20 protein-coding genes are annotated in these 25945 nt (G+C 66.8%); 10 read left to right on the top strand and 10 right to left on the bottom strand.

The window, feature by feature from the left end:
- Positions 1–19: 19 nt before the first annotated feature.
- On the bottom strand, positions 20–1111 hold the full coding sequence (locus M0R88_RS14315) for a DNA topoisomerase IV subunit A (RefSeq protein WP_248654172.1): 1092 nt from the start codon (positions 1109–1111) through the stop codon (positions 20–22).
- Positions 1108–3519, bottom strand: coding sequence for a DNA topoisomerase VI subunit B (locus M0R88_RS14310; protein WP_248654171.1), 2412 nt, complete (start codon positions 3517–3519; stop codon positions 1108–1110). The genes M0R88_RS14315 and M0R88_RS14310 overlap by 4 nt, the downstream gene beginning before the upstream one ends.
- A gap of 235 nt (positions 3520–3754) precedes the next feature.
- On the opposite strand from M0R88_RS14310, the gene M0R88_RS14305 reads away from it, so the two are divergent.
- From M0R88_RS14305 to M0R88_RS14290, 4 genes are all read left to right on the top strand, one after another.
- Positions 3755–4456, top strand: a complete 702-nt coding sequence (locus M0R88_RS14305) for a YqjF family protein (RefSeq protein WP_248654170.1) — start codon at positions 3755–3757, stop codon at positions 4454–4456.
- 506 nt (positions 4457–4962) lie between these two features.
- Positions 4963–5202, top strand: a complete 240-nt coding sequence (locus M0R88_RS14300; protein WP_248654169.1) for a hypothetical protein — start codon at positions 4963–4965, stop codon at positions 5200–5202.
- Between the two features lie 298 nt (positions 5203–5500).
- Positions 5501–6340, top strand: a complete 840-nt coding sequence (locus tag M0R88_RS14295; protein ID WP_248654168.1) for an ABC transporter ATP-binding protein — start codon at positions 5501–5503, stop codon at positions 6338–6340.
- A gap of 100 nt (positions 6341–6440) precedes the next feature.
- Positions 6441–7193: an ABC transporter permease gene (locus tag M0R88_RS14290; RefSeq protein WP_248654167.1), complete on the top strand. Its 753-nt coding sequence runs from the start codon at positions 6441–6443 to the stop codon at positions 7191–7193.
- A gap of 15 nt (positions 7194–7208) precedes the next feature.
- Here M0R88_RS14290 and M0R88_RS14285 read toward each other — a convergent pair whose 3' ends face one another.
- From M0R88_RS14285 to M0R88_RS14265, 5 genes are all read right to left on the bottom strand, one after another.
- The gene (locus tag M0R88_RS14285; protein ID WP_248654166.1) at positions 7209–8084 is read right to left on the bottom strand and encodes an ABC transporter permease; all 876 of its coding nucleotides are present in this window, start codon (positions 8082–8084) and stop codon (positions 7209–7211) included.
- Positions 8084–9214, bottom strand: coding sequence for an ABC transporter substrate-binding protein (locus M0R88_RS14280; RefSeq protein ID WP_248654165.1), 1131 nt, complete (start codon positions 9212–9214; stop codon positions 8084–8086). Before M0R88_RS14280 ends, M0R88_RS14285 begins: the two co-directional genes overlap by 1 nt.
- A gap of 146 nt (positions 9215–9360) precedes the next feature.
- Positions 9361–10389, bottom strand: coding sequence for a hypothetical protein (locus M0R88_RS14275; protein WP_248654164.1), 1029 nt, complete (start codon positions 10387–10389; stop codon positions 9361–9363).
- Between the two features lie 301 nt (positions 10390–10690).
- The gene (locus M0R88_RS14270; RefSeq protein WP_248654163.1) at positions 10691–12793 is read right to left on the bottom strand and encodes an outer membrane protein assembly factor BamB family protein; all 2103 of its coding nucleotides are present in this window, start codon (positions 12791–12793) and stop codon (positions 10691–10693) included.
- Between the two features lie 2 nt (positions 12794–12795).
- The gene (locus tag M0R88_RS14265) at positions 12796–13728 is read right to left on the bottom strand and encodes a twin-arginine translocation signal domain-containing protein (RefSeq protein WP_248654162.1); all 933 of its coding nucleotides are present in this window, start codon (positions 13726–13728) and stop codon (positions 12796–12798) included.
- A gap of 263 nt (positions 13729–13991) precedes the next feature.
- Between M0R88_RS14265 and M0R88_RS14260 the strand changes: the two genes are divergently transcribed.
- The 4 genes from M0R88_RS14260 (at position 13992) to M0R88_RS14245 (ending at position 21220) form a co-directional block, all read left to right on the top strand.
- On the top strand, positions 13992–14885 hold the full coding sequence (locus M0R88_RS14260; protein ID WP_248654161.1) for a mechanosensitive ion channel family protein: 894 nt from the start codon (positions 13992–13994) through the stop codon (positions 14883–14885).
- Positions 14886–14984: 99 nt separating this feature from the next.
- Positions 14985–16901 carry a DNA topoisomerase (ATP-hydrolyzing) subunit B gene (gene gyrB / locus M0R88_RS14255; protein ID WP_248654160.1) on the top strand — a complete coding sequence of 639 codons (1917 nt, stop codon included), beginning with the start codon at positions 14985–14987 and terminating at the stop codon, positions 16899–16901.
- A gap of 40 nt (positions 16902–16941) precedes the next feature.
- Positions 16942–19431, top strand: a complete 2490-nt coding sequence (gyrA, locus tag M0R88_RS14250; RefSeq protein WP_248654159.1) for a DNA gyrase subunit A — start codon at positions 16942–16944, stop codon at positions 19429–19431.
- Positions 19432–19774: 343 nt separating this feature from the next.
- Positions 19775–21220 carry a hypothetical protein gene (locus M0R88_RS14245; protein WP_248654158.1) on the top strand — a complete coding sequence of 482 codons (1446 nt, stop codon included), beginning with the start codon at positions 19775–19777 and terminating at the stop codon, positions 21218–21220.
- Positions 21221–21262: 42 nt separating this feature from the next.
- Here the strand turns inward: M0R88_RS14245 and M0R88_RS14240 are convergent, their stop codons facing one another.
- The 3 genes from M0R88_RS14240 to M0R88_RS14230 form a co-directional block, all read right to left on the bottom strand.
- The gene (locus tag M0R88_RS14240; RefSeq protein ID WP_248654157.1) at positions 21263–21928 is read right to left on the bottom strand and encodes an HAD family hydrolase; all 666 of its coding nucleotides are present in this window, start codon (positions 21926–21928) and stop codon (positions 21263–21265) included.
- A gap of 105 nt (positions 21929–22033) precedes the next feature.
- On the bottom strand, positions 22034–22954 hold the full coding sequence (gene rocF, locus M0R88_RS14235) for an arginase (RefSeq protein ID WP_248654156.1): 921 nt from the start codon (positions 22952–22954) through the stop codon (positions 22034–22036).
- A gap of 82 nt (positions 22955–23036) precedes the next feature.
- Positions 23037–23957 carry an NAD-dependent epimerase/dehydratase family protein gene (locus M0R88_RS14230; protein ID WP_248654155.1) on the bottom strand — a complete coding sequence of 307 codons (921 nt, stop codon included), beginning with the start codon at positions 23955–23957 and terminating at the stop codon, positions 23037–23039.
- 146 nt (positions 23958–24103) lie between these two features.
- Here M0R88_RS14230 and M0R88_RS14225 point away from each other — a divergent pair, with 146 nt between their 5' ends.
- Together M0R88_RS14225 and M0R88_RS14220 are read left to right on the top strand one after the other, a co-directional pair.
- Complete coding sequence (locus tag M0R88_RS14225) at positions 24104–24637, top strand: Rrf2 family transcriptional regulator (protein WP_248654154.1); 534 nt, start codon at positions 24104–24106, stop codon at positions 24635–24637.
- Between the two features lie 130 nt (positions 24638–24767).
- Entirely contained in the window at positions 24768–25937 is a 1170-nt protein-coding gene (locus M0R88_RS14220; RefSeq protein WP_248654153.1) for an NAD(P)/FAD-dependent oxidoreductase, read from the top strand.
- The last annotated feature ends 8 nt before the right edge of the window (positions 25938–25945 follow it).

Genomic DNA, 25945 nt, shown 5'->3' with positions numbered 1-25945 from the left:
AACGCCGGCTGTTTTCGGACTACAGCACGCCCATCGCTTCGAGTCGCTCGGGCAGGTACGTCTCGGTCACGAAGTCCAGCCCGTGAGACGCGAGCGACTGCTGTTCGGACTTCTTCTCGATGTCCAACTGGATCTCTATCTGCTCTTCCCAGTAGTCGGTCTGGAAGCGCGGGTCCTCCAGTTCGGATTCGAGGGCGTTGACGTCGGAGTCGCTCAGGGGGTCGGTCGGCAGGTCGTACTCCACGATGTCCTCGGGCTGGATGCCGATGAACTGGGCCTCGGGGGTGGCGAGGTACTCGCTGAGGTGCGCGGACTTGATGGAACCGTAGGCCACCGACCCGAAGATGCGGTACGACCACGGGTCACCGTCAGTGAACACCGTGACCGGCAGGTCGAGTTCGTCGTGGAGGCGCTTGGTGATGCGGCGGGTCGCGCGCGCCGGCTGACCCTTGAGGTGGACGACGATGGTGTTGTACTCCTCGTCGAAGCCGTTCTCGACCAGTCGGTCGCGCATACCACCGGTCTCCACGCAGAGGACGAAGTCCGCGTCGTGGTCCAAGAACTCGATGGTGTCGGGGTTGTTCGGGATCTGGTAGCCGCCCTCGCCGACGTCCTTCTGACAGTGAATCTCGCGCTCGCCGCGGCGGGTCTGCTCGCGGAGGTGGAGCGGTCCCATGATGGTCGCCCCCGACTCCTCGGGGCGCATGTGGAAGTCCTCGCGGGTGACCTCCGAGACGATTTCCAAGTCCTCGACCAACTGGTTCGACTCGTCCTGCGAGGAGAACTGCGCTTCGTTCACGTCCCAGCTCTCGCTGAGGTAGTACAGTTCACGCAGGGTCGAAGAGCGGTCCGCCTCCAACTGCTCGGAGAGGAACTCGATAGTGTATATCGCCTTCAACAGTTTACGAGCGCCCCGGACGCTGTTGGCGCTCCGGGTGCTCTCGCGGTCGCCGTACACCCAGACGTTCTCGTCCTCGTCGAAGACGATGTTGCTCTTGGTCCGGGTCGGGACCGACATCTCGGGGATGTCGCCCCGCTCGAACTGGTCGTAGAACTCCGCGGCGAGGTCGATGAGTTTCTCTTGGGCTTCTGCTTCGTTGTCTGCGCTCATGAGTTGTTAGTGAGTTTCGGGTCCTCGATTCCTTCGACGTTCGCCGGGTCGAACGTCGGCTCTCCCTCGACTTCGTACTCCAGTACGGCCTCGTCGCCGCTCCCGACGGTCGGCGACCACTTGACGAACCACTCGCCGTCCATGTCCACGGCGGTCGCGCCGTCAGAGAGGTTCCGCGGCTCGACGCTCACGATGTCGGTGATTTCGGGCGAGGCGTTCGTGCTAGAGTTGTTCTCGACCGAGAGTTTGACGGTGCCGTCCTCCACCTCGCGCTCCACGAGAACGTTGTTCATGATGCGGGCCAGCGCGTCCTCGTACTGCGGTTCGCTCTGGCCGGTCACGTCGGCCAGCTTCTCGGCCATCTCCGGCAGGATGGAGGCGATGACGTTCTGCTTCTTCTTGCGCTTCTGGAGGGACTTGCGCTTGTTGAGGTACGACTTCAACTCGCGGGCGGCCTCCCGAATCGCCAACTCGATTTCGTCCTCGATTTCGGGGACGTTGGCGATGGCGTCCTTGCTCTCGCTGGTGAACGGCACGTTGGTCGAGGCGACGTGAACCATGATGACCGCCGGACCGTTCGGGATGCCGGAGCCGCCGGGCTGGCTGAGGTTGTAGTTGCGCCAGCCGATGGACTTCACCACGTCGGTCGTCGCGCAGGCCCCGCGCTGGTAGACCAGCGGAACCCGGTTCGCGAATCGCAGGACCTCGGCCTTGCCGTCCTCCTCCAACTCGCCGCCGTAGGCGATTCCGGCCTCCACGATGAAGGGGTCGCCGCCGTGAACGTCGGCGTCGCGGGTCGAGGCGGCGTAGAAGTCCGCGTCGAACTCCTTCTTCAGCCCCGCCTCCACGAGTTCCGCGGTGATGGGCGACAGGCAGTTGGTCGGGGGCGAGATGATGTCGGTCTCGGTCATCGCCTCCAGCAGGTCGCTGGACATGTCGCGGTCGTCCACGAAATCGCCGACCTTCGGCACGGCGTCGGGGACGGTGACCATCGTGTTCCAGACCTCCATGACGACGTTCTCGCGGGCGGTGTCGCCGACGGTCGCGTCGTCGTACTCCTCGGTCTGGTCGGCGGCCTTGTCGACGTACTCGCGCAGTTCGTCGTGAGTCGCTCGGTCTCGCTCGCGGCCCTTCTCGAAGCGCTTGGCGAGGCGTTCGGCGAGGCCGTGGACCGTCTCGTCGTCCTTCCGGGTGCTGGTCGCCTTGTCCACGAGTTGGTAGAGGTCGCTCGTGCGCCCCTCGGTGAGCCGTTCCCACGCGGCTTCGACGGCGTTCTCCTGTACCGTGTCGCCGAACGTCTCGCCGTAGTCTTCACCTACCGACTCGGCGGTCTCGGTGACTATTTCGACCAGTTCGCTGTGGGCGACGCGGTTGCGAGCGGTGACCGCCTCGGCCACCTCGTCGCCGAAGGCGGCGGTCGCGTCCGCGCTCTTGTTCGAGACCGCGTTGGCGACGGCGCGTGCGAGGTCCGACTTTTCGTGGGACTGCGGCGGTTGCCACGCCGCTTCCCGGCCGAAGTGCCGGTCCCGGAAGTTGTCGAGGATGGAGTCTGCGGTCTTGCGGCCGACGCGAGTGAACTCCTCCTGGACGAACCCCGAGACGCTGTGGGAATCGGTGCTCGCCAGCATCTTCAGGACGGTCCCCAACTCGACGCCGTGGGGGTGCGGGCGAATCTCCTCGGTCTCGGCGGGGAGTTCCGCACCGTCGGCGCGTCGGAACTGCTGGGGTTCGTCCATCCCCGGCTCGCGGTACTCGATGCGGGCGTGGGGGTTGACGACCGCCGTGTGCTTGATGTAGCGCTGGAGTTGCTGGCGGGCGCGCATGTTGCCCTCCATCTCCAGTTCGATGCGAGTCCCGTGGGTGTCGTTGACGTGTTTGCCCGCGGGCGGCGAGTCGGACTCGTCTTTGATCTCCGGTTCGTTCTCGTCGGTGTCGATGATGAGCTCGAAGTACTGCTCGGACCCGGCTTCGGTCTTGCTGGTAATCTTGGCCGGCTTGCCCGAGGTCAGCTGCGAGTAGAGAACGGCCGCCGAAATCCCGATTCCCTGCTGGCCCCGCGATTGCTCCCGAGCGTGGAACCGCGACCCGTAGAGGAGCTTCCCGAACACTTTGGGAAGCTGCTCTTTCGTGATTCCGGGCCCGTTGTCCTCGACGACGAGGGTGTAGTAGTCGCCCGAGTCGTCGATTTCGACGTAGATGTCGGGCTTGATGCCTGCCTCCTCGGTGGCGTCGAGGGCGTTGTCCACCGCCTCCTTCACCGCCGTCACCAGCGCCCGGGCGCCGCTGTCGAACCCGAGCATGTGCTTGTTCTTCTCGAAGAACTCGGCGATGGAGATCTGCCGCTGGCTCTCGGCCAGCTCCTCGGCGATCCCCTCCTCCTCGCCGAGCGTCGACTGGATAGATGGCATTCTGTAGTACGTCGTAGCCGCGTAGATGTTAAAGGCTTCTCGGTGCCAGAGCGGAAGTAAAAACCATGGAGAAATCCTATTTTGCTATAGAGAATACGCCCTCACTGCCGTCGGTTCTTTCGGAGGCGTCCCGTCGAATCCCCGCGTGAGCCGGCAGTACGCCTATCTTCGGACCGCGGCGTCGGTAGTATCAGGTATCCCGAAAGGATTTTCGTACGGGTCGCGGAGTGGGTCCATGGTCGTTGCGCTGGAGATGGGCTGGCGACAGCTGCTGTTCGAGAACTGGCCGGTCGATCCGGCGGTGATGGACGCCCACCTGCCCGACGGGTTCGTCCCCGACGTGTACGACGGTTCGGCGTGGCTCTCGGTGGTCCCGTTCACTAACGTCGCCGTCCGGCCGAAAGGGTTCCCCGAACCGTTCGGTATTCGGCTCCCCGAACTCAACCTCAGGACGTACGTCACCCGCGACGGCGTCCCGAGCGTCTACTTCTTCAGCCTCGACGCGCAGGGTATCGCCAGCGTCCTCGGCGCACGCCTGTTCCACCACCTGCCCTACTACTACGCCCGAATCACGTTGAGCCAAGACGACGGCCGAGTGCGCTTCGACAGTCGCCGTCGGCATCCGGGTTCGCGGCCCGCCCGCTACGCGGGAACGTACGGCCCGACGGGCGAACCGTTCTCGGCACCCGACGACCCGTTCGCGGCGTTTCTCGTCGAGCGCTACCGATTCCACACCGAGGCACAGGACGGGTCGGTTCGGTACACGACCGTCGATCACGACCCGTGGACGCTGTACCACGCTACCGCCGACGTCGAGACGAACACGCTCCTCACGGCCCACGGCTTCGCACGACCGGACGCCGACCCGGTGTACTACTACAGTCCGGGTCTCGACGTGGTCGCCTCTCGGAGCAGACGTGCGGACGAACTCCGATAGATTCGCTCGCGGTCGGCGACGTTCTCGGCCGGACTCCGCGAGCGCAGTGAACGCCACGAACGCGGCGCGGAGGTCCGGAACTCCGCGTTCACCCGCGGACGCTGACGCCGAGAAACAGCGAACGCTCTGCCAGTCGCGTCCGAGCGTCGAACCCCGACGCGGCCCTCGTCACGCCGGCCGACTCTCGGAGTTCGAGCCTGCGCTTGCGGACTTCGCGGAGCAGGCGACGCTAAGAAATCTACAGCGTCCTCTTACATTTCCAGAAAATGCTTTTGCATTTCTATATACACTTTAGCGCCGAACCGCGACTGTCGCGGAAGGGCCTCCGTCGGGGTCGAACCCCCCGATGTTCCGGTGGCGATGTCCCCGGCGCGACGCTCGCGCTCGGTGACGCGGACCGCCGTCCGGGCGGACCGAATGCGGCCGGTCGCCGGCGGCCGGGCTTTCTACAGTTCCGACCCCGAGACGAGGCGTACGCTTTTGTCCGCAGTCGCCGAACGACCGGTATGAGCAGACGAGTCAGCGCCCTCCTGAGTTGGTGCGGTTCCTTCGCGGTCGCGTACCTCCTCGGGTCGCGGACGCGCGACCGGCGGACCGGCCTCCTCGCGGGTCTCGGCGCGGGAACCCTCGCGGCGGCGGTCGGGTGGGTCGCCTACGGCGTCGCCGAAGCCGTCGAGCGCCGTCTCGAAGTCGAGGCCGGAGTCGAACCGCGGGCGGGCGTCGAACACCCTCCGCGCGACCAGTAGCTCGACCGTGTCAGCGCGACGCGCGGGCCGGCGGCACCTGCTGTTCGTTGCTGTTCGCCAACTGGTCGGTCGCACCCGAGGCCGACCCGGCGTGTGACTACGGTCCGGGCCTCGATACTCCGGCGTCGCCGAACCGGGAACTCGACGTCGCCGTCGGGTAGCCGAGAGCCAGCGGCCGCGTCGAACCGACGAGTCTCCCCACCGGAGATGGTCGCGCGAACCGCGGGTCGTCGTGCGAGCGCGGCCCCGGCGGGCGAAAGCCACCTATGGCTCCGGGTCGTTACGTTCCACGAACTCGATGGCGGGAGACGAACCCGGCGCGCGAGCGACGGCGGAATCGGAGCGCGAGAGCGACCAACACGGCGATACTGACGAATCGCCCCGAACGGCCATTCGACTCGACGGCGTGAGCGTCGATTTCGAGGGAGTCCGGGCGCTCGCAGACGTGGATTTGCGGGTCGAGGACGGCGAGTTCGTCACGGTCATCGGACCGTCGGGGTGCGGGAAGACGACCACGCTCCGGGTCGTCGGCGGGCTCCAGTCGCCGACCGCGGGCACCGTCAGCGTCGGCGGCCATCCGCCGGACCGCGCGAGGGAAGCCGGCGAGTTCGGCTTCGTCTTCCAGCGCCACGCCCTGCTCCCGTGGAAGTCCGCGCTCGAAAACGTCGTCTTCCTGCGGAAGCTGGCCGGGAAGCCCCCGGACCGCGAGCGAGCGCGCGACCTGCTGGAGACGGTCGGTCTCGCGGGGTTCGCGGACGCCAGACCCGCCGAACTCTCGGGCGGGATGCGCCAGCGCGTCGCCATCGCGCGGGCGCTCCACCTCGGGGCCTCGGTTCTCCTGATGGACGAACCGTTCGGCGAACTCGACGAACTCACCCGCGAGGAGATGGGCGTCGAGGTCCGGCGCGTCTGGCGCGAGGAGCGCAAGACCGTCCTGTTCGTGACTCACAGCGTCCCCGAGGCGGTCTTCCTCGCCGACAGGTGCGTCGTGATGAGCGACCAGCCCGGCGAAATCGAGGGCGTCTTCGACGTGGAACTCCCCCGACCGCGCGACGAATCCGTGTACGGCACCGCGGCGTTCCAAGAACAGGTCGCGCGCGTCCGGGCCGCGCTCCACGAGGGGTACGAGCTTCGATGACCGGGCCTCCGCTCACCGGATCTCCGCTGACTGGAACCCCGTTGACCCGAACCCCGCCAACCGGAACCGCGACGGGACCGATTTCGACGGAGGAGAGGGCGTGAGCTACGCCGACCGCGTACCGGCCGCGACCCTCTCGCTCCCGGCGGGCGCGCTCGCCGTCGGCGTCCTCGCGTGGTGGGCCGTCGTCGGTCTGCTGGACGTGCCGCCCTATCTCCTGCCGTCCCCCGTCGCCGTCGCAGACCGACTGGTCGCGCGGCCGGGTCTCTACCTCCGGAACGCGGCGATTACGCTGGAGACGATTCTCACCGGCGGCGCGGTCGGCGTCCTCGGGGGGTTCGTCGCGGCCGGGGTCGTGGTCCACTCGACGTTCCTCCGGCACGCGCTCGCTCCCTACCTCGTCACGTTGCGCGTCCTGCCGAAAATCGCGGTCGCACCGCTCCTGCTGGTCTACCTCGGAACCGGCGCGGGGACCGCGACGACGTTCGTCGCGCTCATCACGTTCTTCCCGACGTTCGTGAGTTCGGCGTCGGGTCTCCGGGAGACGCCCGAGGAGTACCTCGACCTGCTCCGGTCGGTGGACGCGGGTCCCGTCGAGACGTTCCTCCGCGTCCGGGTCCCGGCCGCGCTCCCCGACGTCTTCGCGGGCCTGAAGCAGTCGGCCGCGCTCGCGGTCGTCGGCGCGGTCGTGGCGGAGTGGATTCTGACCGACGAGGGACTGGGGTATCTGGTCCTCGTCGGTTCGGAGAACGTCCAGACCGACGTGGTGCTGGCGGCCGTCGTCGTCCTCTTCGCGGAGGGGATGGCTATCTACGGCGCGGTCGCGGCGGCCGAGAACCGGCTCTCGTGGTGACTACCCCGATCGACCCTACCCCCGATCGACCCGACGCTCGACCAGCGCCGGCAGGAGGTAGAACGCGACCCCCAACAGCGCCAGCACGCCGAGCGCGGCGACCATCCGGGCGGTCTGGAGCCGCGTCGAGGCCCGGAAGACGCGGTAGCCGATGCCCGCCTTCAGCGTCAGGAACTCCGCGACCACCGCGCCGACGACGCCCGCGGCGGCCGCGATTTTCAGCCCGGCGAACGCTTGGGGCGCGGCCGCGGGGAGCCGAACCCGGAGGAACTGGGCCGCCGACGAGGCACCGACCGAGCGCGCCAGCGCGAGGTACTCGTCGGGCGTCGCGGCCAGTCCCTGATGGGTCGCTATCGTCACCGGGAAGACCGCGAGCGTGCCGGCGAGGAGCGCCCGCGCCGGAACGCCGTCGCCGAACCACCGAAAGAGCAGCGGCGCGACGGCGACGACCGGGACGACCCGGAGCGCGACGACGTAGGGCCGGACCACCGCGCGAGCCGTCTCGGAGGCTGTCATCGCCGCCGCCAGCAGGACGCCGACGAGCGCGCCTCCGCCGACGCCGAGGCCCGCCGTGGCCGCCGTGACGCCCGCCGCGCCGACGAGCGCGGGCCAGTGGGCCGCGAGCGCCGCGCCCACGTCGAACGGCGTCGGGAAGATGACGTCCGGGACCGCGGCGGTCCGGGCGGCGGCCCACCACGCGACCAGCGCGAGGACGGCGACGGCGAGCGGCGGCCCGGCGCGCGCGCCCAGCGCGGACGCGGAACTGGCCGCGCGTCGGACGCGAGCGTCCGACGCGCTCGCACTCGACGCGCCTGTGCCTGACGCGTCCGTGCCCGACACGTCCGCGCCTGACGCCCCTGAGTCGGGCGCGGGCGGCCCGGAGGCGGTCATCAGTTCTGGCCAGTGGTTGCGGAGTTTGCCCCGCCACCAGTGGTCGTGGAGTTCCCTCCGCTACCGCCGGTCGTAGTCTGATTCGACTCGGGCGGCGTGACCTGCGCGGCGTACTCCCCGACGTACCGGTAGTCCGTGTCGAGGTACTCGTTGGTCCAGACGGTCGAGGGGTCCACGTCGCCGCCGAGGAGTTCCGCCCCGCGGAGCGCCTCGTACATCGTCTGCCACGGTTTCGCGTCGCTCCACCCGAACGCGTGCTGGCGGACCGACTCCGAGAGGACGTACCGACTCGCCATCTCGACCCACTTCGCGCGCTGGACGTCGGCGGTCTCCGAGACGGCGGGGTTGGCCGCGATTAGCGCCTCGGTCGCCCGCTCGGGGTTGTCCGTCGCCCACGCCGCGCCCCGAGCCGTCGCGTTCAGGAACCCGCGGACGGTCTCGGGGTTCTCGGCCGCGAACTCGTCGTTCGCGGCCACGACGTGGCCGTAGGACGGGATGGTCTTCGCCACCGGAATCGAAGAGACCGTCTCGGCCTTCCGGCGGGCGACCACCGCGTCCGCGAAGACGCCGCCAGCGGCATCTATCTTCCCGCTGAGCAGTTGCTGAACCGTGTCGAACCCGGTGTCTACGAGTTCGACCTCCGAGAGGACGCCCTGCCGTTCGAGGAGCAGTTTCGTGAGAATCTTCACCATTCCGGGACCGGTGCCGACCGTCTTGCCCGCGAGCTGGTCCGCGCTGGTCAACTCGCCGCCGAAGGTCTCGCCGGTGGTGAACACCACCACCGGACTCCGTTGCATCATCACGCCGACCGACCGGGGCGAGAGGCCCCGCGAGTTGACGTTGAGTATCTGGCTCGCGCCGGTGACGGCGAACGGGGTGTTACCCAGTCCGACCTGCTTGGCCGCGAAGTCCGACCCCTGCCCGGCCTCGATTCCGGTCAGGTTCACGCCCTGCTCGTCGTAGTACCCCCGCGCCTTCGCGGCGTAGTAGGGCACGTGAAGCCCGTTCGGTTTCCAGTTGAGCAGCAGCGAGACGCCGCTCGACTGGCCGGACGTGACGCCGACCGCTCCCGTCAGTCCGACCGCCGAGGCACCTGTCGCTCGAAGGAATCGTCGTCGTGTCTCCCCCATCGTTTCCGTCGGAACCACGGTTGTCAGCGACATAATCGTTCGGGCAGACCGCGGGGCGAGACCGAGCGGATGGGCCGATCGGACCCAGTTCCGTCGGCGGGTCCGGTCGAACTCAGTCGTGTCGGTGAACCCGACTCCGTCCGAGTTCAGTTTCTGTCGGTCTGATTGGTCTCCGTGGTGGCCGTTCCCTCGTCCGTGGCACCGCTTCTGGCCTCCGCCGGAGTCGTCTGCGTTTCGGTCGTCTCGTCGGCGGCCGCGGTGGTCTGGGCCGTTCCGCTCGCGGCCGCGGTGGTCTGGGTCGCCTGCGCGGTGGTTTGGGTCGTCTCGGTCGTCTCCGTAGCGGTCTGGTTCGCCTGCGCCGTCTCGGCACCCGTCGAGACGCCCGAGACGTTCAGCGCCGTGAGGTTCGCCTCCTCCACGACCGCGCTCTCGGCCGAGATGGCGGGCTGGCCGTCGGTCTGGGTCCCGGAGGCGTTACCGGTCCCGGCGTCGGTGGTCACCGAGACGTTCGCGGCCGCGCTCGCTCGGACCGTCGCCTGCTCGATTTCGAGACCGTTCACGGTCTGGTTCCGCAGGACCGCCTCGTCCATGACGAGTCGGGTCTCGATGCGCAGGCGGCCCGACTCGCCGACCAACGCGGTCGCCAGCGCCTCGTTGTTGATGCTGACGTTCGTGAGCGTCAGGTCGGTCACGTTGCCCGTGGTCTCGATGCGCCGAATCGACACGTCGCTGTACGTTCGGTTCGTCGTGTTCCCGCCCGACTCGTGCTGGACCGTCAGCTCCCCGATGTTGGTGTCGAGGACGGTCACGTTCCGGAGGACTAGCCGTTCGATGGTGACGTTCCGGGCGGTCACGTTCGTCGCTCCCTGCTGGCCGCCGGCCTGCGCGGTCGTCTGCGTCGCGTTTCCGGCGGTCGTCGTCCCGTTGTCGGCGGCGGTCGTCCTGCCGTCTGCGGCGGTGGTGGTCCCCTCGTCGGTCGCGCCGCTCCGGGCCTCCGCGGGAAGCGTGGTCGTGGCCTCACCCTCCGCGGTGGTCGTGGTCGTCGTCTGCGTCGTTTCTTGTCCGACCGAATCGGCGGTCCCGGCCGTCAGCGAACCGGTCGCGCCGAACGCGACGCCGCCCGCGAGGACGACCAGCGTCGCTATCAGTGCTATCAGTGTCGTCGTGTCGCTCATTCCGCGATTCGGTACGCCGACGCCGGGGATAAACGGCCGAGACGCTTCCGGGTCTCCGTCGGCACCGTTCCGAAGTACAGGCGGATTACGACCGCGCGGGCGTCGTTACAGTCGGCTTACCCCCGGAGAACGACCGTCGTCGGTCGCGCGGCGGTCCCGACGACCTGTCGTCGGGAAGCGGTCACTACGCCGGCAAAACGGACGCGACCGGCGCGGAACGGTCGCCGGATTTTAGCCGGGCCTCGCCAGTCGAGCGGTGACGTCGCAAAAAGAGGAGCCTCGACGCTCGGTTGCGGGTCGGTCAGTCCTCGAATCCGCCGGAGGACCAGACGGTTATCTCGTCGTCGGCGGCCACCGCGACGTACTGGGTCTGCTCGACCGGGTCGTCCCACACCACCGGCGCGGGGGTGATGCGGTCGGCGTCGGTCTGGGCGCTCCAGATGCGCTCGCCGGTCTCGGTGTCGAGCGCGTAGACGTGCCCGCCCGACGAGGGAACGAACAGGACGCCGCCCGCGGTCGCGGTCGTCCCGCCCGGCCAGATGCGCCAGTGGGACCACTCGGGGTTGACGTCGGGGAGTTCGGTCCGCCACGCGAGGTCGCCGCTCGCGGGGTCCACCGCCTGCACGTACGCGCTGTGGGTCGTGTCCTCGGAGGCCAACCGCGACCCTCCCTCCGCGAGCGAGATGTCGCCTTCGGTCGTGTACTCCCAGTCGGGGTCGTAGGACACCCGCTGGGCCGCCTCGACCGCCGCGATGTACCGCATGCCGGTGTCGGGGTCGTAGGCGCACGGCGGCCACTCGGTCGCGCCGATGGTGCCCGGCCAGCAGGTCGCGGCGTTCTCTTCGCCCCGCGGCGGGAGCGCGAGGAACTGTTCGGCCCACTCGTGGTCCTGCTTGGTCCACGGCGCGGTGCGTTCGAGGAGTCGGCCGGTCTCGGCGTCGTAGACGTAGGTCCAGCCGGCCTTCTGGTCGGTCGAGACCGCCCGCCGGGTCTCGCCGTCTACCTCGATGTCGAAGACGGTCGGGGTGGCGTGGCTGTCGTAGTCCCACAGTTCGTGGGGAATCTGCTGGCTGGCCCACTCGATGTCGCCCGAGTCCAGATCGACCGCGACGATGGAGTTCGAGTGGTGGTTCGGTCCGGGCCGGACGAGTCCGTTCATCATCGGGCAGGGGTTGCCCACCGCGTAGAAGACGTTGTTCGTCTCGGGGTCGATGGAGGGACTCATCCACGGCGCGGCGCTGGCGAACCGCCAACTCTCGTCTACCCACGCGTCCTCCGGTGCCATGTTGACCGTCCACCGGACGTCGCCGGACTCCGCATCGACCGAGGAGGCGACGCACCAGCCCCCGAAGTCACCGCTCATGCCCACGAGAATCCGGCCGTCGTAGGCGATGGGCGCTTGGCTGATGGACATCCGCTTGGGGTACTCCATCTCGCGCTTCTGGCGCTCGGTCAGCATGTTGGTGTCCCACTCCTTCTCGCCGGTGTAGCGGTTGAGCGCCACTAGATGCGTGTCGGTCGTGGCGAAGAACACCTTGTCCTTCCAGACCGCCACGCCCCGGTTCCGGCCGGTCTGGCCCACCGCGTCCTCCGGGAGCGCGTACTTGAACTGCCAGTACTTCTTCCCGTTTCTGGCGTTGGCCGCGACGATGGAGAGGTTGCTCGTCGTGTAGTACATCACCGGCGGGTCGCTCGGGACGATTATGGGGTTCGTCTCGATGCCCGCGCTGTCGGTCGGGATGGTGTACTTCTGTTCGAGGCTGGCGACGTTCTCGGGGTCGAGTCGGTCGACGGGCGTGAACCCGCGCTGGCCGAGCCCCTTGTCGTAGTGGAGCCACGAGTCGCGGCGCTCGCCGTCCTCTCGGAGCATGTTCGTCGTCACCGAGAGCTTCGGTATGTCGCCCTCCGCCGCACCCGGACCCGGCGGCTGTTGGAGTTGGCCGCCCTGCTGTGCGTTGGGGCTCGGCTCCTCGCCAGCGATTTCGATGTTGCCGACCATCGAGTTGGGGTGGATGGTGCAGATGTACTGGGACATCTCCTCGGTCGCGGTGAACACCAAGTTAGCCGTCGCGCCCTCCGAGGAGTACACGTCGGTCCCCACCAGTCTGTTGCCGTCCGCGTCCTGGATGACGAAGTTGTGCGGTGCGCCGTCGATGTTCTCCCAGCGGACCCGGTACCGGTTGCCGGCCTCCAGGTTGAGGGTCGGGTTGACCTGCCCCTCCAACCGCTGTGGCTGGCGCGCGTGCCACCCGGAGATGCCGCCGCCGAAGACGAACTCCGTGTCGTACTCCGGCATGAAGCGGACGTGTTCGTCCTCGCCGCGGGCCTCCGGCCCGGTGTCGATGTAGTGCGGTCGCTCTTCCGGTTCGATCTCCTCGTTCTCGGGGTCGATATCGGCGGGCATCGTTAGTTAGGAATCTCCAAGTCGTTGTTTCGCTCGGCGCGGGCCTGCTCGTCTATCCAGTAGGCGTCCTCGGGCAGCAGGTTCTGCGCGATGGTCTGTAGCGCGAACCCGGACGACAGCAAGCCCGCGAGTTCCTCGTCGCCCGTACCGTCGGCTTCGGCGATGCGCCGCGCGCCGTCGGCCATCAGGTCGAACCCGGCCGCCATCGCGCGGGCGTCCCACGCCGCGTCGGCCAGGATGTCGTCGGTCAGTAACACCGCGTTCGTCCAGATGTGTTCGTCCAAGTCCTCCAACCAGAGCAGGACGCCGCCCGCGGCCGCCTTCGTCATCGCGGGGACGTGTTCGACCATCTCCATCTGCTCGCGGGGGAGTTGGTCGGTGGCGACCCAGTGGCGCTCGCCGATGCGCTCGCGGTGGCCCACCACCGTCGCCAGCAGGTCTACGAGTTCCTGCTCGGAGAAGCCGTGGTCAGACAGCGTGGCCGCCCCGTCGCTCACGACGAATCGGCGAACGCTGTCCTCGATGTACTCGGGCGCGAACTCCGGCAGTCGCTCGGTCGTGCTCTCGAAGAAGCCGACTTCGCCGAGGTGTTCGTAGGTCGGGCGGGCGGCGGACGCGACCGCGGCGAACTCCTCGCGCGGCCCCTCGTTCATGCCGGGGACTCCCCGGTCGGGTACTGCGGTCAGGTCGGCCGCCGCACCGGCGAGGTCGGCGCGTCCCTTCGCCAGCAGGTCGGCGTCGAGCGACCCCGCCAAGTCGTTTCGGATGGCTTCGCCGACGGACGCGAGTTCGTCGCTCGTTCCCGATTCGATTGCGTCCCGGACGTCGCCGAGGGTCGCGCCCCCGGCCGCGACCGCGCCCCCGGCACCGAGTGCCTTGAGGAACTCCCGGCGCTGTTCGTCAGAAATGTTCCGCTCTCCGTGGCCGTGAACCATGCTTCGAAAGCAAACGCGGGGAGCGGGATAAGCGACCAAATCCGTTGCTTTCGGTTGCAAGCTTCAAGCACTCGTTCGGACGGCGACGACCGTTTCACGCAACGGAATCGCCGGCGCGTCCCGAGCGCGTCTTCGAACGCCGCCAACCGCGGGCGAGCAGAGGATTCTCGGCCGGCAGGAGACGAACGGTGCGGACCGCTCCCGGTCGTAATCGCTCGTTTCGGCCCGAATCCATTTACCGAATGTCGGTGACTTGGGACGAGATGGTTCCGTTACAGCAGTTCGAGTGGCCGACCACGACCGAGGAGTTCCTCGCTCAGTTCGGCGACCTGCTCTGGGACGTGGCCGTCTTCGTCGTCGCGTTCGCGGTGGTCTATCTCCTCGGCCGCTACGTGCTGGTGCGGCTCGTCGGGCGGTCGCTGTCGGCCCGCGGATTCGACACCGCGGTCGTGCAGTTGGCGACCACGACGGCGGGCGCGGTCGCGCTGTTCGTGGCGGTCGCCGTCGCGTTCACCGTCGCGGGGTTCGGGAGCTTTCTGGCGGCGTTCGCCACGCTGGGCGGTGCCTCGGCGCTGGCGCTCGGGTTCGCCGCGCAGGACTTGATCGCAAACTTCGTCGCGGGCGTGTTCATCCTCAAGGACAAGCCCTTCGAGGTCGGCGACTGGATAGAGTGGAACGACTCGTCGGGCGTCGTCCGGGAAGTGGACCTCCGAGTGACGAAGGTCGAGACGTTCAACAACGAGGTCGTCACGGTGCCAAACTCGACGCTGGCCAACAACGCGGTCACGAACGCGATGGCCAACGACCGCCTCCGACTCCAGTTCGTCTTCGGCATCGGCTACGACGACGATATCGCTACCGCCCGCGACATCGTCCTCGAAGACGCCCGCTCGCTCCCCGACGTGCTGGACGACCCCGAACCGACGGTCCGGACGACCGAACTCGCCGACTCCTACGTCGGTCTCGAATCCCGCATCTGGATAGACGACCCCGGCCGGGGGAAGTTCAAGTCGGTCCTCTCGGAACACGTCGAGGGCGTCAAGGAGCGCTTCGACGCCGAGGACATCGAGATGCCCTACCCCTACCGGCAACTCACGGGCGGCATCTCCGTCGAGGAGGCGAGTCAACTCGACCGAGCGGACGTGACCGGGGAGTAAGTGTCGCGTTCGCTTCGTTTTCTCAACTGGGTGACCCGTCTCGCGCGCGCGTGTGCGAGGGATTTATCAGGAAGGAACTGCTACCCTGAATCAGGTTTTATGAGTCAGGAAAGTGAATACGGGGCCGGGCAGATTCAGGTCCTCGAAGGCTTACAGGCCGTCCGAAAACGCCCGGCGATGTATATCGGTTCTACCGACGCACGAGGATTGCACCACCTCGTTTTCGAAGTCGTTGACAATTCTATCGACGAGGCGCTGGCCGGCTACTGTGACTCGATTGATGTAAACGTTCACGACGACGGCTCGGTCAGCATCGCCGACGACGGCCGCGGCATCCCCGTGGACACCCACGAGGAGTACGACAAGCCCGCGGTCGAGGTCATTCTGACCGTCCTCCACGCCGGCGGCAAGTTCGACAACAAGTCCTACCAGGTCTCCGGCGGTCTCCACGGCGTCGGCGTCTCGGTAGTGAACGCGCTCTCGGCCCGCCTCGAAGTCGAGGTCAAGCGCGACGGCGCGCTCTGGCACCAGGAGTTCGAACAGGGCGAACCGGTCACGCCGCTGGAGCGCGTCCGGGACCTCGAAGCCGACGAGGAGACCGGCACCGAGATTCGGTTCTGGCCCGACGGCGACATCTTCGAGACGACCGAGTTCACCTACTCGACGCTGGAGAGTCGCCTGCGAGAACTCGCCTTCCTCAACTCCGGGGTCGAAATCGCGCTGGCCGACCTGCGCGAGGACGGCAACTCGGACACCTTCGAGTACGAGGGCGGGATTCGAGAGTTCGTGGAGTACCTCAACGAGACGAAGACGCCGCTCCATCGGGAGGTCATCTACTTCGAGGACGAGGACCAGGACATCCAAGTCGAGGTGGCCATGCAGGCCACCGACGAACTGCAGGGGTCCATCCACGCGTTCGCCAACAATATCAACACCCGCGAGGGCGGCACCCACCTCACCGGGTTCAAGACCGCCCTGACGCGGTTCGTCAACGACTACGCCAACGAGAACAACCTCGTGGGCGACTTGGACGAGAATCTCAAGGGCGAGGACGTCCGGGAGGGGCTGACCGCGGTCATCTCGGTCAAGCACCCCGACCCGCAGTTCGAGGGCCAGACCAAGACGAAGCTCGGCAACAGCGAGGTCCGGGGCATCGTGGAGTCGGCGATTCACGAGGGACTCTCGACGTACTTCGAGGAGAACCCCACGACCGCCGAGGCCATCGTCTCGAAGGCCGTCGAGGCCGCGAAGGCCCGGAAGGCCGCCCAGAAGGCGGAGGAGCTGACCCGCCGTAAGAACGCGCTGGCATCGACCGCGCTCCCCGGCAAGTTGGCCGACTGCCAGTCGCGGGACCCGAGCGACTCCGAGCTGTTCGTCGTCGAGGGCGACTCCGCGGGCGGGTCGGCCAAGCAGGGACGCGACCGGGAGAATCAGGCCATCCTCCCCATCAAGGGGAAGATTCTGAACGTCGAGAAACACCGCCTCGACCGCATCCTGGAGAACACCGAGATTCGGTCGCTCATCACCGCCATCGGCACGGGTATCGGCGAGGAGTTCGACATCGAGGACGCCCGATACGAGAAGATAATCGTCATGACGGACGCCGACGTGGACGGCGCGCACATCCGGACGCTGCTGCTCACGCTCCTGTACCGCCACATGAAGCCGCTCATCGAGGCGGGCTACGTCTACGCCGCACAGCCGCCCCTCTACCGGGTTCGCTACCGCGGCGAGACCTACGACGCCATGACCGAAGAGGAGCGCGACCGAATCGTCGAAGAGAAGTGCGACGGCAACCCCACGCAGGTCCAGCGGTTCAAGGGACTCGGCGAGATGAACCCCGACCAGCTCTGGGAGACGACGATGGACCCCGAGAACCGCATCCTCAAGCGCATCACGGTCGAGGACGCCGCGGCCGCGGACAAGATGTTCTCGGTCCTGATGGGCGACGCGGTCGAACCGCGAAAGCAGTTCATCAAGGAACACGCGACGGAGGCCGAATGGGTGGACATCTGACCGTCGGCAGCCGAACACACCACCGACACCAACACGACACATGAGTTCAGACGTACCCGAACCGACAGACGTGGACGCTGCACGTATCGACACCGCTCGCATCGAAGACGAGATGGAGCAGAGCTACATCGACTACGCGATGTCCGTCATCGCGGGTCGAGCCTTGCCGGACGTCCGGGACGGTCTCAAGCCCGTCCACCGGCGCATCCTCTACGCGATGCACGAGGAGGGCGTCACCAGCGGGTCGAGCCACCGGAAGTCCTCGTCCATCGTGGGCGAGACGATGGGTAACTTCCACCCGCACGGCGACAGCCCCATCTACGACGCGATGGTCCGGATGGCTCAGGACTTCTCGATGCGCTACCCCCTCGTGGACGGGCAGGGCAACTTCGGCTCGGTGGACGGCGACCCGCCGGCCGCGATGCGGTACACGGAGGCCCGGATGGCCCCCATCGCCGAGGAGTTGCTCGCCGACATCGACATGGACACGGTGGACTTCTCGGCCAACTACGACGACCGCTTGCAGGAACCCGACGTGCTTCCGGCCGCGTTCCCGAACCTGCTGGTCAACGGCTCGTCGGGCATCGCGGTCGGGATGTCCACGAACATCCCGCCGCACAACCTCGGCGAGATTATCGACGCGACCGTCGAACTCATCGAGAACCCCGACGCGACCGTCGAGGACCTGATGGACCACGTGAAGGGACCGGACTTCCCGACCGGCGCGAACATCGTGGGCCACAACGCGGTCCACGCCGCGTACAAGACCGGCCGCGGGCGCATCCGGGTCCGAGCCGAGTACGAGGTCGAAGAGCGCGAGAACGGGAGCGACCGCATCATCATCACGGAGCTTCCCTACCAGACCAACAAGGCCCGGATGGTCGAGAAGATAGCCGACGCGGTCAACGACGGGTCCATCGAGGGCATCCGGGACCTCCGCGACGAGTCGGACCGCGACGGCATCCGCATCGTGGTCGAGTTGAAGCAGAACGCGATGGCGGAGGTCGTCAAGAACCAACTGCTCGAGAGCTTCTTGGAGAAGACCTTCGGCGTCATCAACCTCGCGCTGGTGGACGGCCAACCGCAGGTCCTCACGCTGAAGGAGACCCTGAGACACTACCTCGACCACCGCAAGGAGGTCGTCCGGCGGCGCAGTCAGTACGAACTCAACGAGAAGGAAGACCGCGCTCACATCCTCGAAGGCCGGCTCACGGCGCTCGAACACGCCGACGACGTGGTGGACATCATCCAAGACGCCGAGGACCGCGACGACGCGAAGGCCGCGCTACAGGAGGCCTACGACTTCTCGGACGACCAAGTCGACCACATCGTCCGGATGCAGTTGGGCAGTCTCACATCGATGGAGGCCGCCGAAATCGAAGACGAGTACGAGGAAGTGCAGGCCCGAATCGAGCGCCTGGAGACGATTCTGGGCGACGAGGACGAACTCCTCGCGGTCATCGAAGAGGAACTGCTGGCCATCAAAGACGAGTACGACGACGACCGCCGGACCTCGTTCATCGAGGACACCGACGAAGTGACCCGCGAGGACCTCATCGCCGAGGAGGACGTGGTCGTGGTCGTCACCGAGCAGGACTACGTCAAGCGGATGCCCGTCTCGCAGTTCGACGCCCAGAACCGCGGCGGCAAGGGCATCATCGGCGGCGACATCAAGGAGGGCGACCGGGTGTCGAAGGTGTTCCGGGCGAACACCCACGACTATCTCCTCTGCTTCACGAATCAGGGGCAGGTCTACCGTCTGAAGACCTACGAGATTCCCGAGATGTCCCGGACTGCGCGGGGCAAGTCGGCTATCAACCTGCTCGACCTGGACGACGGCGAGGAGATAACCGCGGTCGTCAACACCGACGACTTCGAGGACGAGGAGTGTCTGAGCATGGTCACGCGCGACGGCTACGTCAAGCGGACCGCGGCCTCGGAGTTCGACAACATCCTCTCGACGGGCATCATCGCGGCGAAGTTGGAGGACGGCGACGAACTCGTGGACGTGAAGGTGACGAACGGTTCGACCGACCTGCTGGTCGCCACCCGCGACGGGATGTCGATTCGGTTCGACGAGGACGAGGCCCGCGAGATGGGTCGCAACGCCCGCGGCGTCCGAGGAATCGACCTCGAAGGCGACGATACGGTCGCCGGGATGGTCGCGGTCGAGGACGAGACCGAACAGGACCTGCTGACGGTCACGGAGAACGGTTACGGCAAGCGGACGCCCCTCACCGAGTACCGCAAGCAGTCCCGTAACGGGAAGGGACTCGTGGACATCAAGACCGGCGACCGGAACGGAGGGGTCACGTCGGTCAAGGCGGTCGGCCCGACCGACCACCTCATCATCATGAGCGAAGGCGGCCAAATCATGCGGATTCGGGCCGCGGACATCTCCGGGGTCGGCCGGAACACGATGGGCGTGAAAGTGATGGAACTCGAAGGCGACGACGGCGTTGCCACCGTGGACGTGGTGCCGGACGCGAACGGCGACAGGCCGACCGAGACCGTCGAGCGCGAGAAGTAATCGGCCAGCGCACGCCTCTATTTTCGAGCGGGAATCGCCGGGGCAGACGTTTCGTTATCTGATATATTTATTTGAATACCAGTTCGGGCGAACACCTGACGTACACCGTCAGCTCGGGCGAAACGTTCGAGAACTACCTCTTCGACGTTACCGCGTCGGAGTCCGGCGTGACCATCTACGCGGAGGGAGACGGCTGGACGGTTCGTGACATCGGTGTCAAGGGCCGACTCGACCATCCGGAGGCAGAACACGTCCTCCTACCGGAGTGCCCGAACAGCGGGGACACCGGACTCATCGAGAACTGTTACATCGGGGACGGTTCCATCGACGGCGGTACCGCCGCGTGTTACGTCTACCACAACACGCCGGGACGCTCACGATACGGAACCTCTACCTCCGCGGACTGGAGGAGGGAATCTACGCGAGCGACCCCGGAAACAACGGGTTGAACGGAGAGGGCGGCGAAGTCCGCATCGAGAACTGTTACGCCCGCAACAACAACGTCCAGCAGTACCGAATCGGCAGCGACAACTCGTACGTGAAGGACTCGGTCGCTCACGTGGACGACGTTCCCGTCGCGGCGGACAACGGCGGCACCTACGCTCGCGGGATATGGGCGAAGGAAGGTGGCTCCCCGCTGACCGTCGATAACTGCGACGTGCTGTTGGAACACGACCAAGCGGGCAACTGTCTCCACGAAGACGACGACACCGAGTGCGCGACGGTCGACGTCACTGACTCGCAACTGGACGCTTGTTGCGGTGCCGACGGCGTGTACTACACCAACTGCGGCACCATCAACAAGACGAACGTCGGCAGCAGCCCCGACGTGAGCGTCCCCAGCGGAGTGCCGACGACCGCCGAGGGGGCAGCCAACGGGCCTCAGAACGACAAGGGAGGCGGCGGTAGTTCGAGCGACCAACTCGAAATCGTCGCGGCCTCGGGCGCGAGCGACGTGACCTACACGTTCGACGTGTACGGGAACGTCTCGAAGAATCTCTCCAACGGCGACAACTCTGCGGAGGACGGCACCGCCGACACCATCACCGACAACGGCGACGGCACCTACACCGTCGACGGCATCACCGGCAACGGCTACGGCGACACCTACGACTACGACGGGTCGCTCGGCAACTGGTCGTCGGACCACGCCGAGACCGACTACACGCTCTCGGTCAACGGGTCGGAGATTCAGCCGTCGGACATCGGCGGCGGCGGGAGTTCCGCAACCGTCGTGGACGACTTCGAGGACGGCAACCTCTCGGAGTACGGCTTCGACCGCGGAAGTTCCGGCGCGAGCGTGGTCTCGTCGCCCACTCACTCGGGGTCCCACGCCCTCGAATACGCCGGGACGAACACCGAGGCCATCAGCACCTCCGGGCTGAACGCCTACCCCTCGGCGGGCGACACGGTGAGCTTCTGGGTCCGCGGGAGCGGCGGCGCGGCCAAGACGAACCTGAGCTACGGCGTCCAAGACCACACGAATCGCTACTTCGTGCGGGTCAACATCTCCGCCGACAACCTCGCGCTCTACCGGTTGGAGGGCGGGTCGAGTACCGAACTCGCGGCCGACTGGTCCACCCCGGCGCTCTCGCAGGACGCGTGGTACGAACTCGAAGTCCAGTGGGCGACCGACGGCACTCACACCCTCACGCTGTTGGACAGTAGCGGGAGCCAACTCACCCAAGTTTCGACCACCGACACGACGTGGTCCTCGGGCGGGGTCGGCTTCGACGCCTACCTCGGGTCGGGCGAAAGCGCGTACTTCAACGACGTGACCATCGAGTAGTCGAGCGGTAGTCGGAGCGACCGCGCCGGCCCGACGGCGGCGTCACCCGCCGTTCACTATCTTTTCGACGCCCCACAGGTCCGTGACCTCGTAGTCCGGTTCGACCGACAACTCGACACCTCGGCAGTGGTCGCGCCGGACGAACGCCGAGTCGAGACCGGCGCGGTGGGCCGCCACCACGTCGCTCTCGCTGTCGCCAACGTAGAGTGCGGTCTCGGCCCCGAGGTCGGCCATCGCGCGGTCGAGGTAGTGGGGGTTCGGCTTCTTCCTGTCGAGGCTCTCGAGGCCCAACTCGCGGCCGTAGTAGGTGTCGAACAGGTCGCGGAACTCGCAGTGGTCCAGAACGAACTCGATAGTCGCGTGCTGGTTGGAACTCACGACGCCGAAGTCGTGGGATAGCTCCTCGATGGCGGCCACGTCGTCGTAGCGCGCTCGCGTCGCCTCGCGGAACTCGCCGCGCTGGGCCGCCGACGCGTGGCGGTCGCGCGCCGTCCAGAACTCGTCGGGGTCCAAATCGTAGACGCCACAGACCGCATCCAGACTCTCGGGCGTGACGCCGCGGAGTATCTCCGCGACGTGTTCCTCGTCGGGCGACTCGACGCCGACCGCGCGGAAGGCGTCCTCGGCCGCCGTCCGCAGGGTCTCGTCGCTCGGCGGTTCGACCAGCACGCCGTCGTTGTCGAACAGAATCGCGTCGTAGTCGGGCATTAGTCACAGTGGGCTCGCGGGACGGTCTTCACGGTGCCGGTTCGCGGCCGGCGCGGACCGCCGGTGTACGGCGCGAAGCGCCCGTCGGTCGGAGAGAAATCGTCGCTACAGGATGCGCTTTCCGAGCCCGCTCGCGGCCAGTTCGGTCGCCAACTCCGCGGTCTCGTTGTGTTCGTCCAGAATCGCGTTGACCTCCACGACTTCGAGCGACCGGAGGACGCCCTCGTTCTCGTCGCGCTCGGCGACCTTCTCCAAGGCGAGGTGGGCCTCGCGGTAGTTGACGCCGCCGCGGACCGGCGTCCCGACGCCGGGCGCGACCTTCGGGTCGAGCCAGTCCATGTCGAGGCTGACGTGGATGCCGTCGGTGCCGTCGGTCGCCACGTCCAGCGCGTCCTCGACGACCGGGGTGACGCCGCGCTCGTCGATGTCCGACATGGTGTAGGCGGTCACGTCGCTCTCGCGGATGGCCCGCCGTTCGTCGTCGTCCAGACTCCGGAGACCGACCAGTACGACGTTCTCCTCGCGGATGTTCGGCGCGTTGGCCCACTCGGTGTCGGCGAAGTCCCCGATGCCGAGGAGCGCCGCCAGCGGCATCCCGTGGACGTTGCCCGACGGCGAGGTCTTGGGCGTGTTGAAGTCGCCGTGGGCGTCGAACCAGACCACGCCGAGGTCGGCGTCTCGGGCCGCGCCCTTGGCGGTCCCGATGGCGATGGAGTGGTCGCCGCCGAGGACGAGGGGAAACTGGCCCGCGTCGATGGTGTCGGCCACCTCGTCGGCGAGGCGGGTACACACGTCGGCGGTCTCGCGCAGGAACTTCGCCTCGCCTTCGGCGGGTTGCTCGGCCTCGGGGTCGCGCTCCTCGGCGCGGGGGACCGGCAGGTCGCCCGCGTCGGTCACGTCGATACCGAGGGCGTCGAGTTCGTCGGCGAGTCCGGCGTATCGGATGGTAGACGACCCCATGTCCACGCCGCGTCGGTCCGCGCCGAGGTCCATCGGGACGCCGATGATTCGAACCTGTTCGTTCATACGACGGCGTTGGAGGGGCCGGGGTAAAGAAGACGTGATTTCCGCTTCCCGCGAGACTTGCCGAGCGAGCGCGACGCTTCGTCTACTGGTAGTACGAACAGACGCGTTTCAGGCCCTCCTCGAAGCTAATCCGGGGTTCCCATCCGGTCGCCTCGTGCATCTTCGAGGCGTCGGCCATCGTGTCGTGGACGTACACCTTCTCCGGAATCGGGTTCTCGACGTACTCGGGTTCGACGTCGGTACCCAACTCGTCGTTGAGTCGCTCGACCAGCGTGTTCAGACTGTAGGACTCGCCGGTTCCGAGGTTGTAGATGCCGGTGAGTTCGTGGTCGGCGGCGAGTTCGAGGCCGCGGGCGACGTCCGAGACGTGGGTGAAGTCCCGCGTCTGGGTGCCGTCGCCGTAGATGACCGGAGCCTCGCCGTCGGCGATTTCGTCGGCGAACTGCGCAATGAGGTTGGCGTACTCGTCTTTGTGTCCCTCCGCGCCGCCGAAGCCCTCGTAGACGCTGAAAAAGCGCATCCCGGCTACGTTCATGTCGTAGTGGTACGCGAAGTACTCGCCGTAGCGTTCCCGCGCGAGTTTCGAGGCCTCGTAGCCCGTCCGAGCGGTCACCTCCATGTCCTCGGGCGAGGGTTCGGTCCGGTCGCCGTAGATGGAGGACGTCGAGGCGTAGACCACGGTGTCACAGCCGTCTTCCCGGACCTGTTCGACCGCGTTGACGAAGCCCTCGACGTTGACGCGCGCGCCCTTCGTCGGGTCCTCCTCGTGCATGGGGTACGACGACAGCGCCGCGAGGTGGAACAGCACGTCCACGTCCTCGGTCGGCAGGTCGTCGTCCACCACGCTCACGTCGTGGAACTCGACTCCCTCGTCCAGATTATCGGGCGTGCCGAGATAGCAGTCGTCTACCGCGAGAACGTCGTTGTCGTCGGCGAGGTGGTTCGCCAAGTTCGATCCGATGAATCCCGCACCGCCGGTGACGAGGACTCGTTTTCCGTGCATATCTGCTTCCACCTCCGCCACCGTCAAATCGCTGTCGCTCCTCCGTTCGAAAGCAGGCGGACGCGCGCCGGTCCGACTCGCCGAATTTTGGCGTACCGTCCTTCGGTTCGTCGCATTTAAGCCAATCTATCGCCAACGATTTGCTAATGTCTACAATCGAACTGACGGCGAGTCAAAAGAAGATCCTCCGCGCGCTCGTGGACCTCCACCGCGAGACCGAAGACGCGGTCAAGGGCGAAGACATCGCCGACGAAGTCGACCGAAACCCCGGCACCATCCGGAACCAGATGCAGAGTCTCAAGGCCCTCCAACTCGTCGAAGGCGTCCCCGGTCCGAAGGGCGGGTACAAGCCGACCGCCAACGCGTTCGACGCCCTCGGAGTCCAAGACATGGACCAAGAGGCCGAAGTCCCCATCTTCCTCGGCGACGAACCCGTCGAGGACGTCAACGTCGAAGAGATAGACCTCGCCAGCGTCCACCACCCGGAACTCTGTCGCGCCGAGATTCACGTCCGGGGGTCGCTCGGAAAATTCCACGAGGGCGACCACGTCCGCGTCGGTCCCACGCCGCTCTCGAAACTCGTCGTCACCGGGTCGGTGAACGGAAAGGACGACACCAACAACATCGTGATTCTCAAAATCGAGTCGATGGAAGCCCCCGCCGAGGAACCCGACCACTAACGTCGCTCTCTCTTTCGACGCCCCGGTCCCCGACCAGATAGCTGTCTTCCACTTTTTCGTGGGTGGGACTCTCACGCATTCGTTCCGGGGTTTCAAAGCCTTTGTATCCGAGGACTTCGGAGTTCCTGGTATGACTGAGAAGGTCGTCGTACTCGGCGCGGGTTACGCCGGGGCAGGCGCAGTCCAGAGTCTCGAAGCCGAGTTAGAACACGCGGACGCGGAACTGACGTGGATTTCCGAGAACAACTACCACCTCGTTCTCCACGAGGCCCACCGCGTCATCCGCGACCCGAGCGTCGAAGACGACATCAAGATTCCGGTCGGCGAGATCGCCAGCCCGAGTACGGAGTTCGTGCAGGCCCGCGTCGAGAGCGTCGATACCGACGACCAGACCGTCGAGTTGGACGGCGACGACGCCGTCGAGTACGACTACCTGTTGGTCGCGCTCGGGAGCCAGACCGCCTACTACGGCATCCCCGGCATGGAGGAGAACGCCCTCACCCTCAAGGGACTCGACGACGCCCACGAGATTCACCGGCAGGTCGAGGAGGCCGCCTCGCAGGCCTCGCGCAACGACCCCGCTCAGGTCGTCATCGGCGGCGCGGGTCTCTCGGGCATCCAGAGCGCGGGCGAAATCGCGGAGTACCGCGACGAGCACCGCGCGCCCATCGACATCTACCTCGTGGAGGCGCTCGAAGAGATCATGCCCGGACAGGACTCCGAGCTTCAGGGTACGGTCCGACGTCACCTCGAAGAGGCCGACGTCGAGATTCTGACCGACGACCCCATCACCGAGGCCGACGAGGACGCCATCCACTTCGACGAGGGCGACCCGCTCGACTACGACGTGTTCGTCTGGACCGGCGGCATCACCGGACAGGACGCGCTCGACGGCTGTAACCTCGACAACGAACACAACCGCGTCACCTGCGAGTCGGACTTCCAGACCAGCGACGAGAACGTCTTCGCGGTCGGCGACTCGGCCATCGTCGACCAAGGCGAGAACCCGGCACCGCCGACCGCGCAGGCGGCGTGGCAGGCCGCGGAGGTCGTCGGCGAGAACGTCGCCCGCGCCATCAACGACCAGCCGCTCAAGACGTGGACTCACGAGGACAAGGGGACGGTCATCTCCATCGGCGACAAGGCGGTCGCCCACGACGTACAGGCCGGCGGCGTGACGGTTCCGATCCGGACGTTCAACTCCTACCCCGCGAAGTTCCTAAAGAAGGCCATCGCCGCGCGCTGGATCGCCGACGTGGGTTCAGTGCCCACGGCGCTGAAGGCGTGGGACTCGCTGTAGGTTCGGTC

Source organism: Halorussus gelatinilyticus (assembly GCF_023238445.1).
Classification (GTDB): Archaea; Halobacteriota; Halobacteria; order Halobacteriales; family Haladaptataceae; genus Halorussus; species Halorussus gelatinilyticus.
The sequence above is the reverse complement of the archived record's forward strand: the minus strand, read 5'-3'. Positions and strand labels throughout refer to the sequence as shown.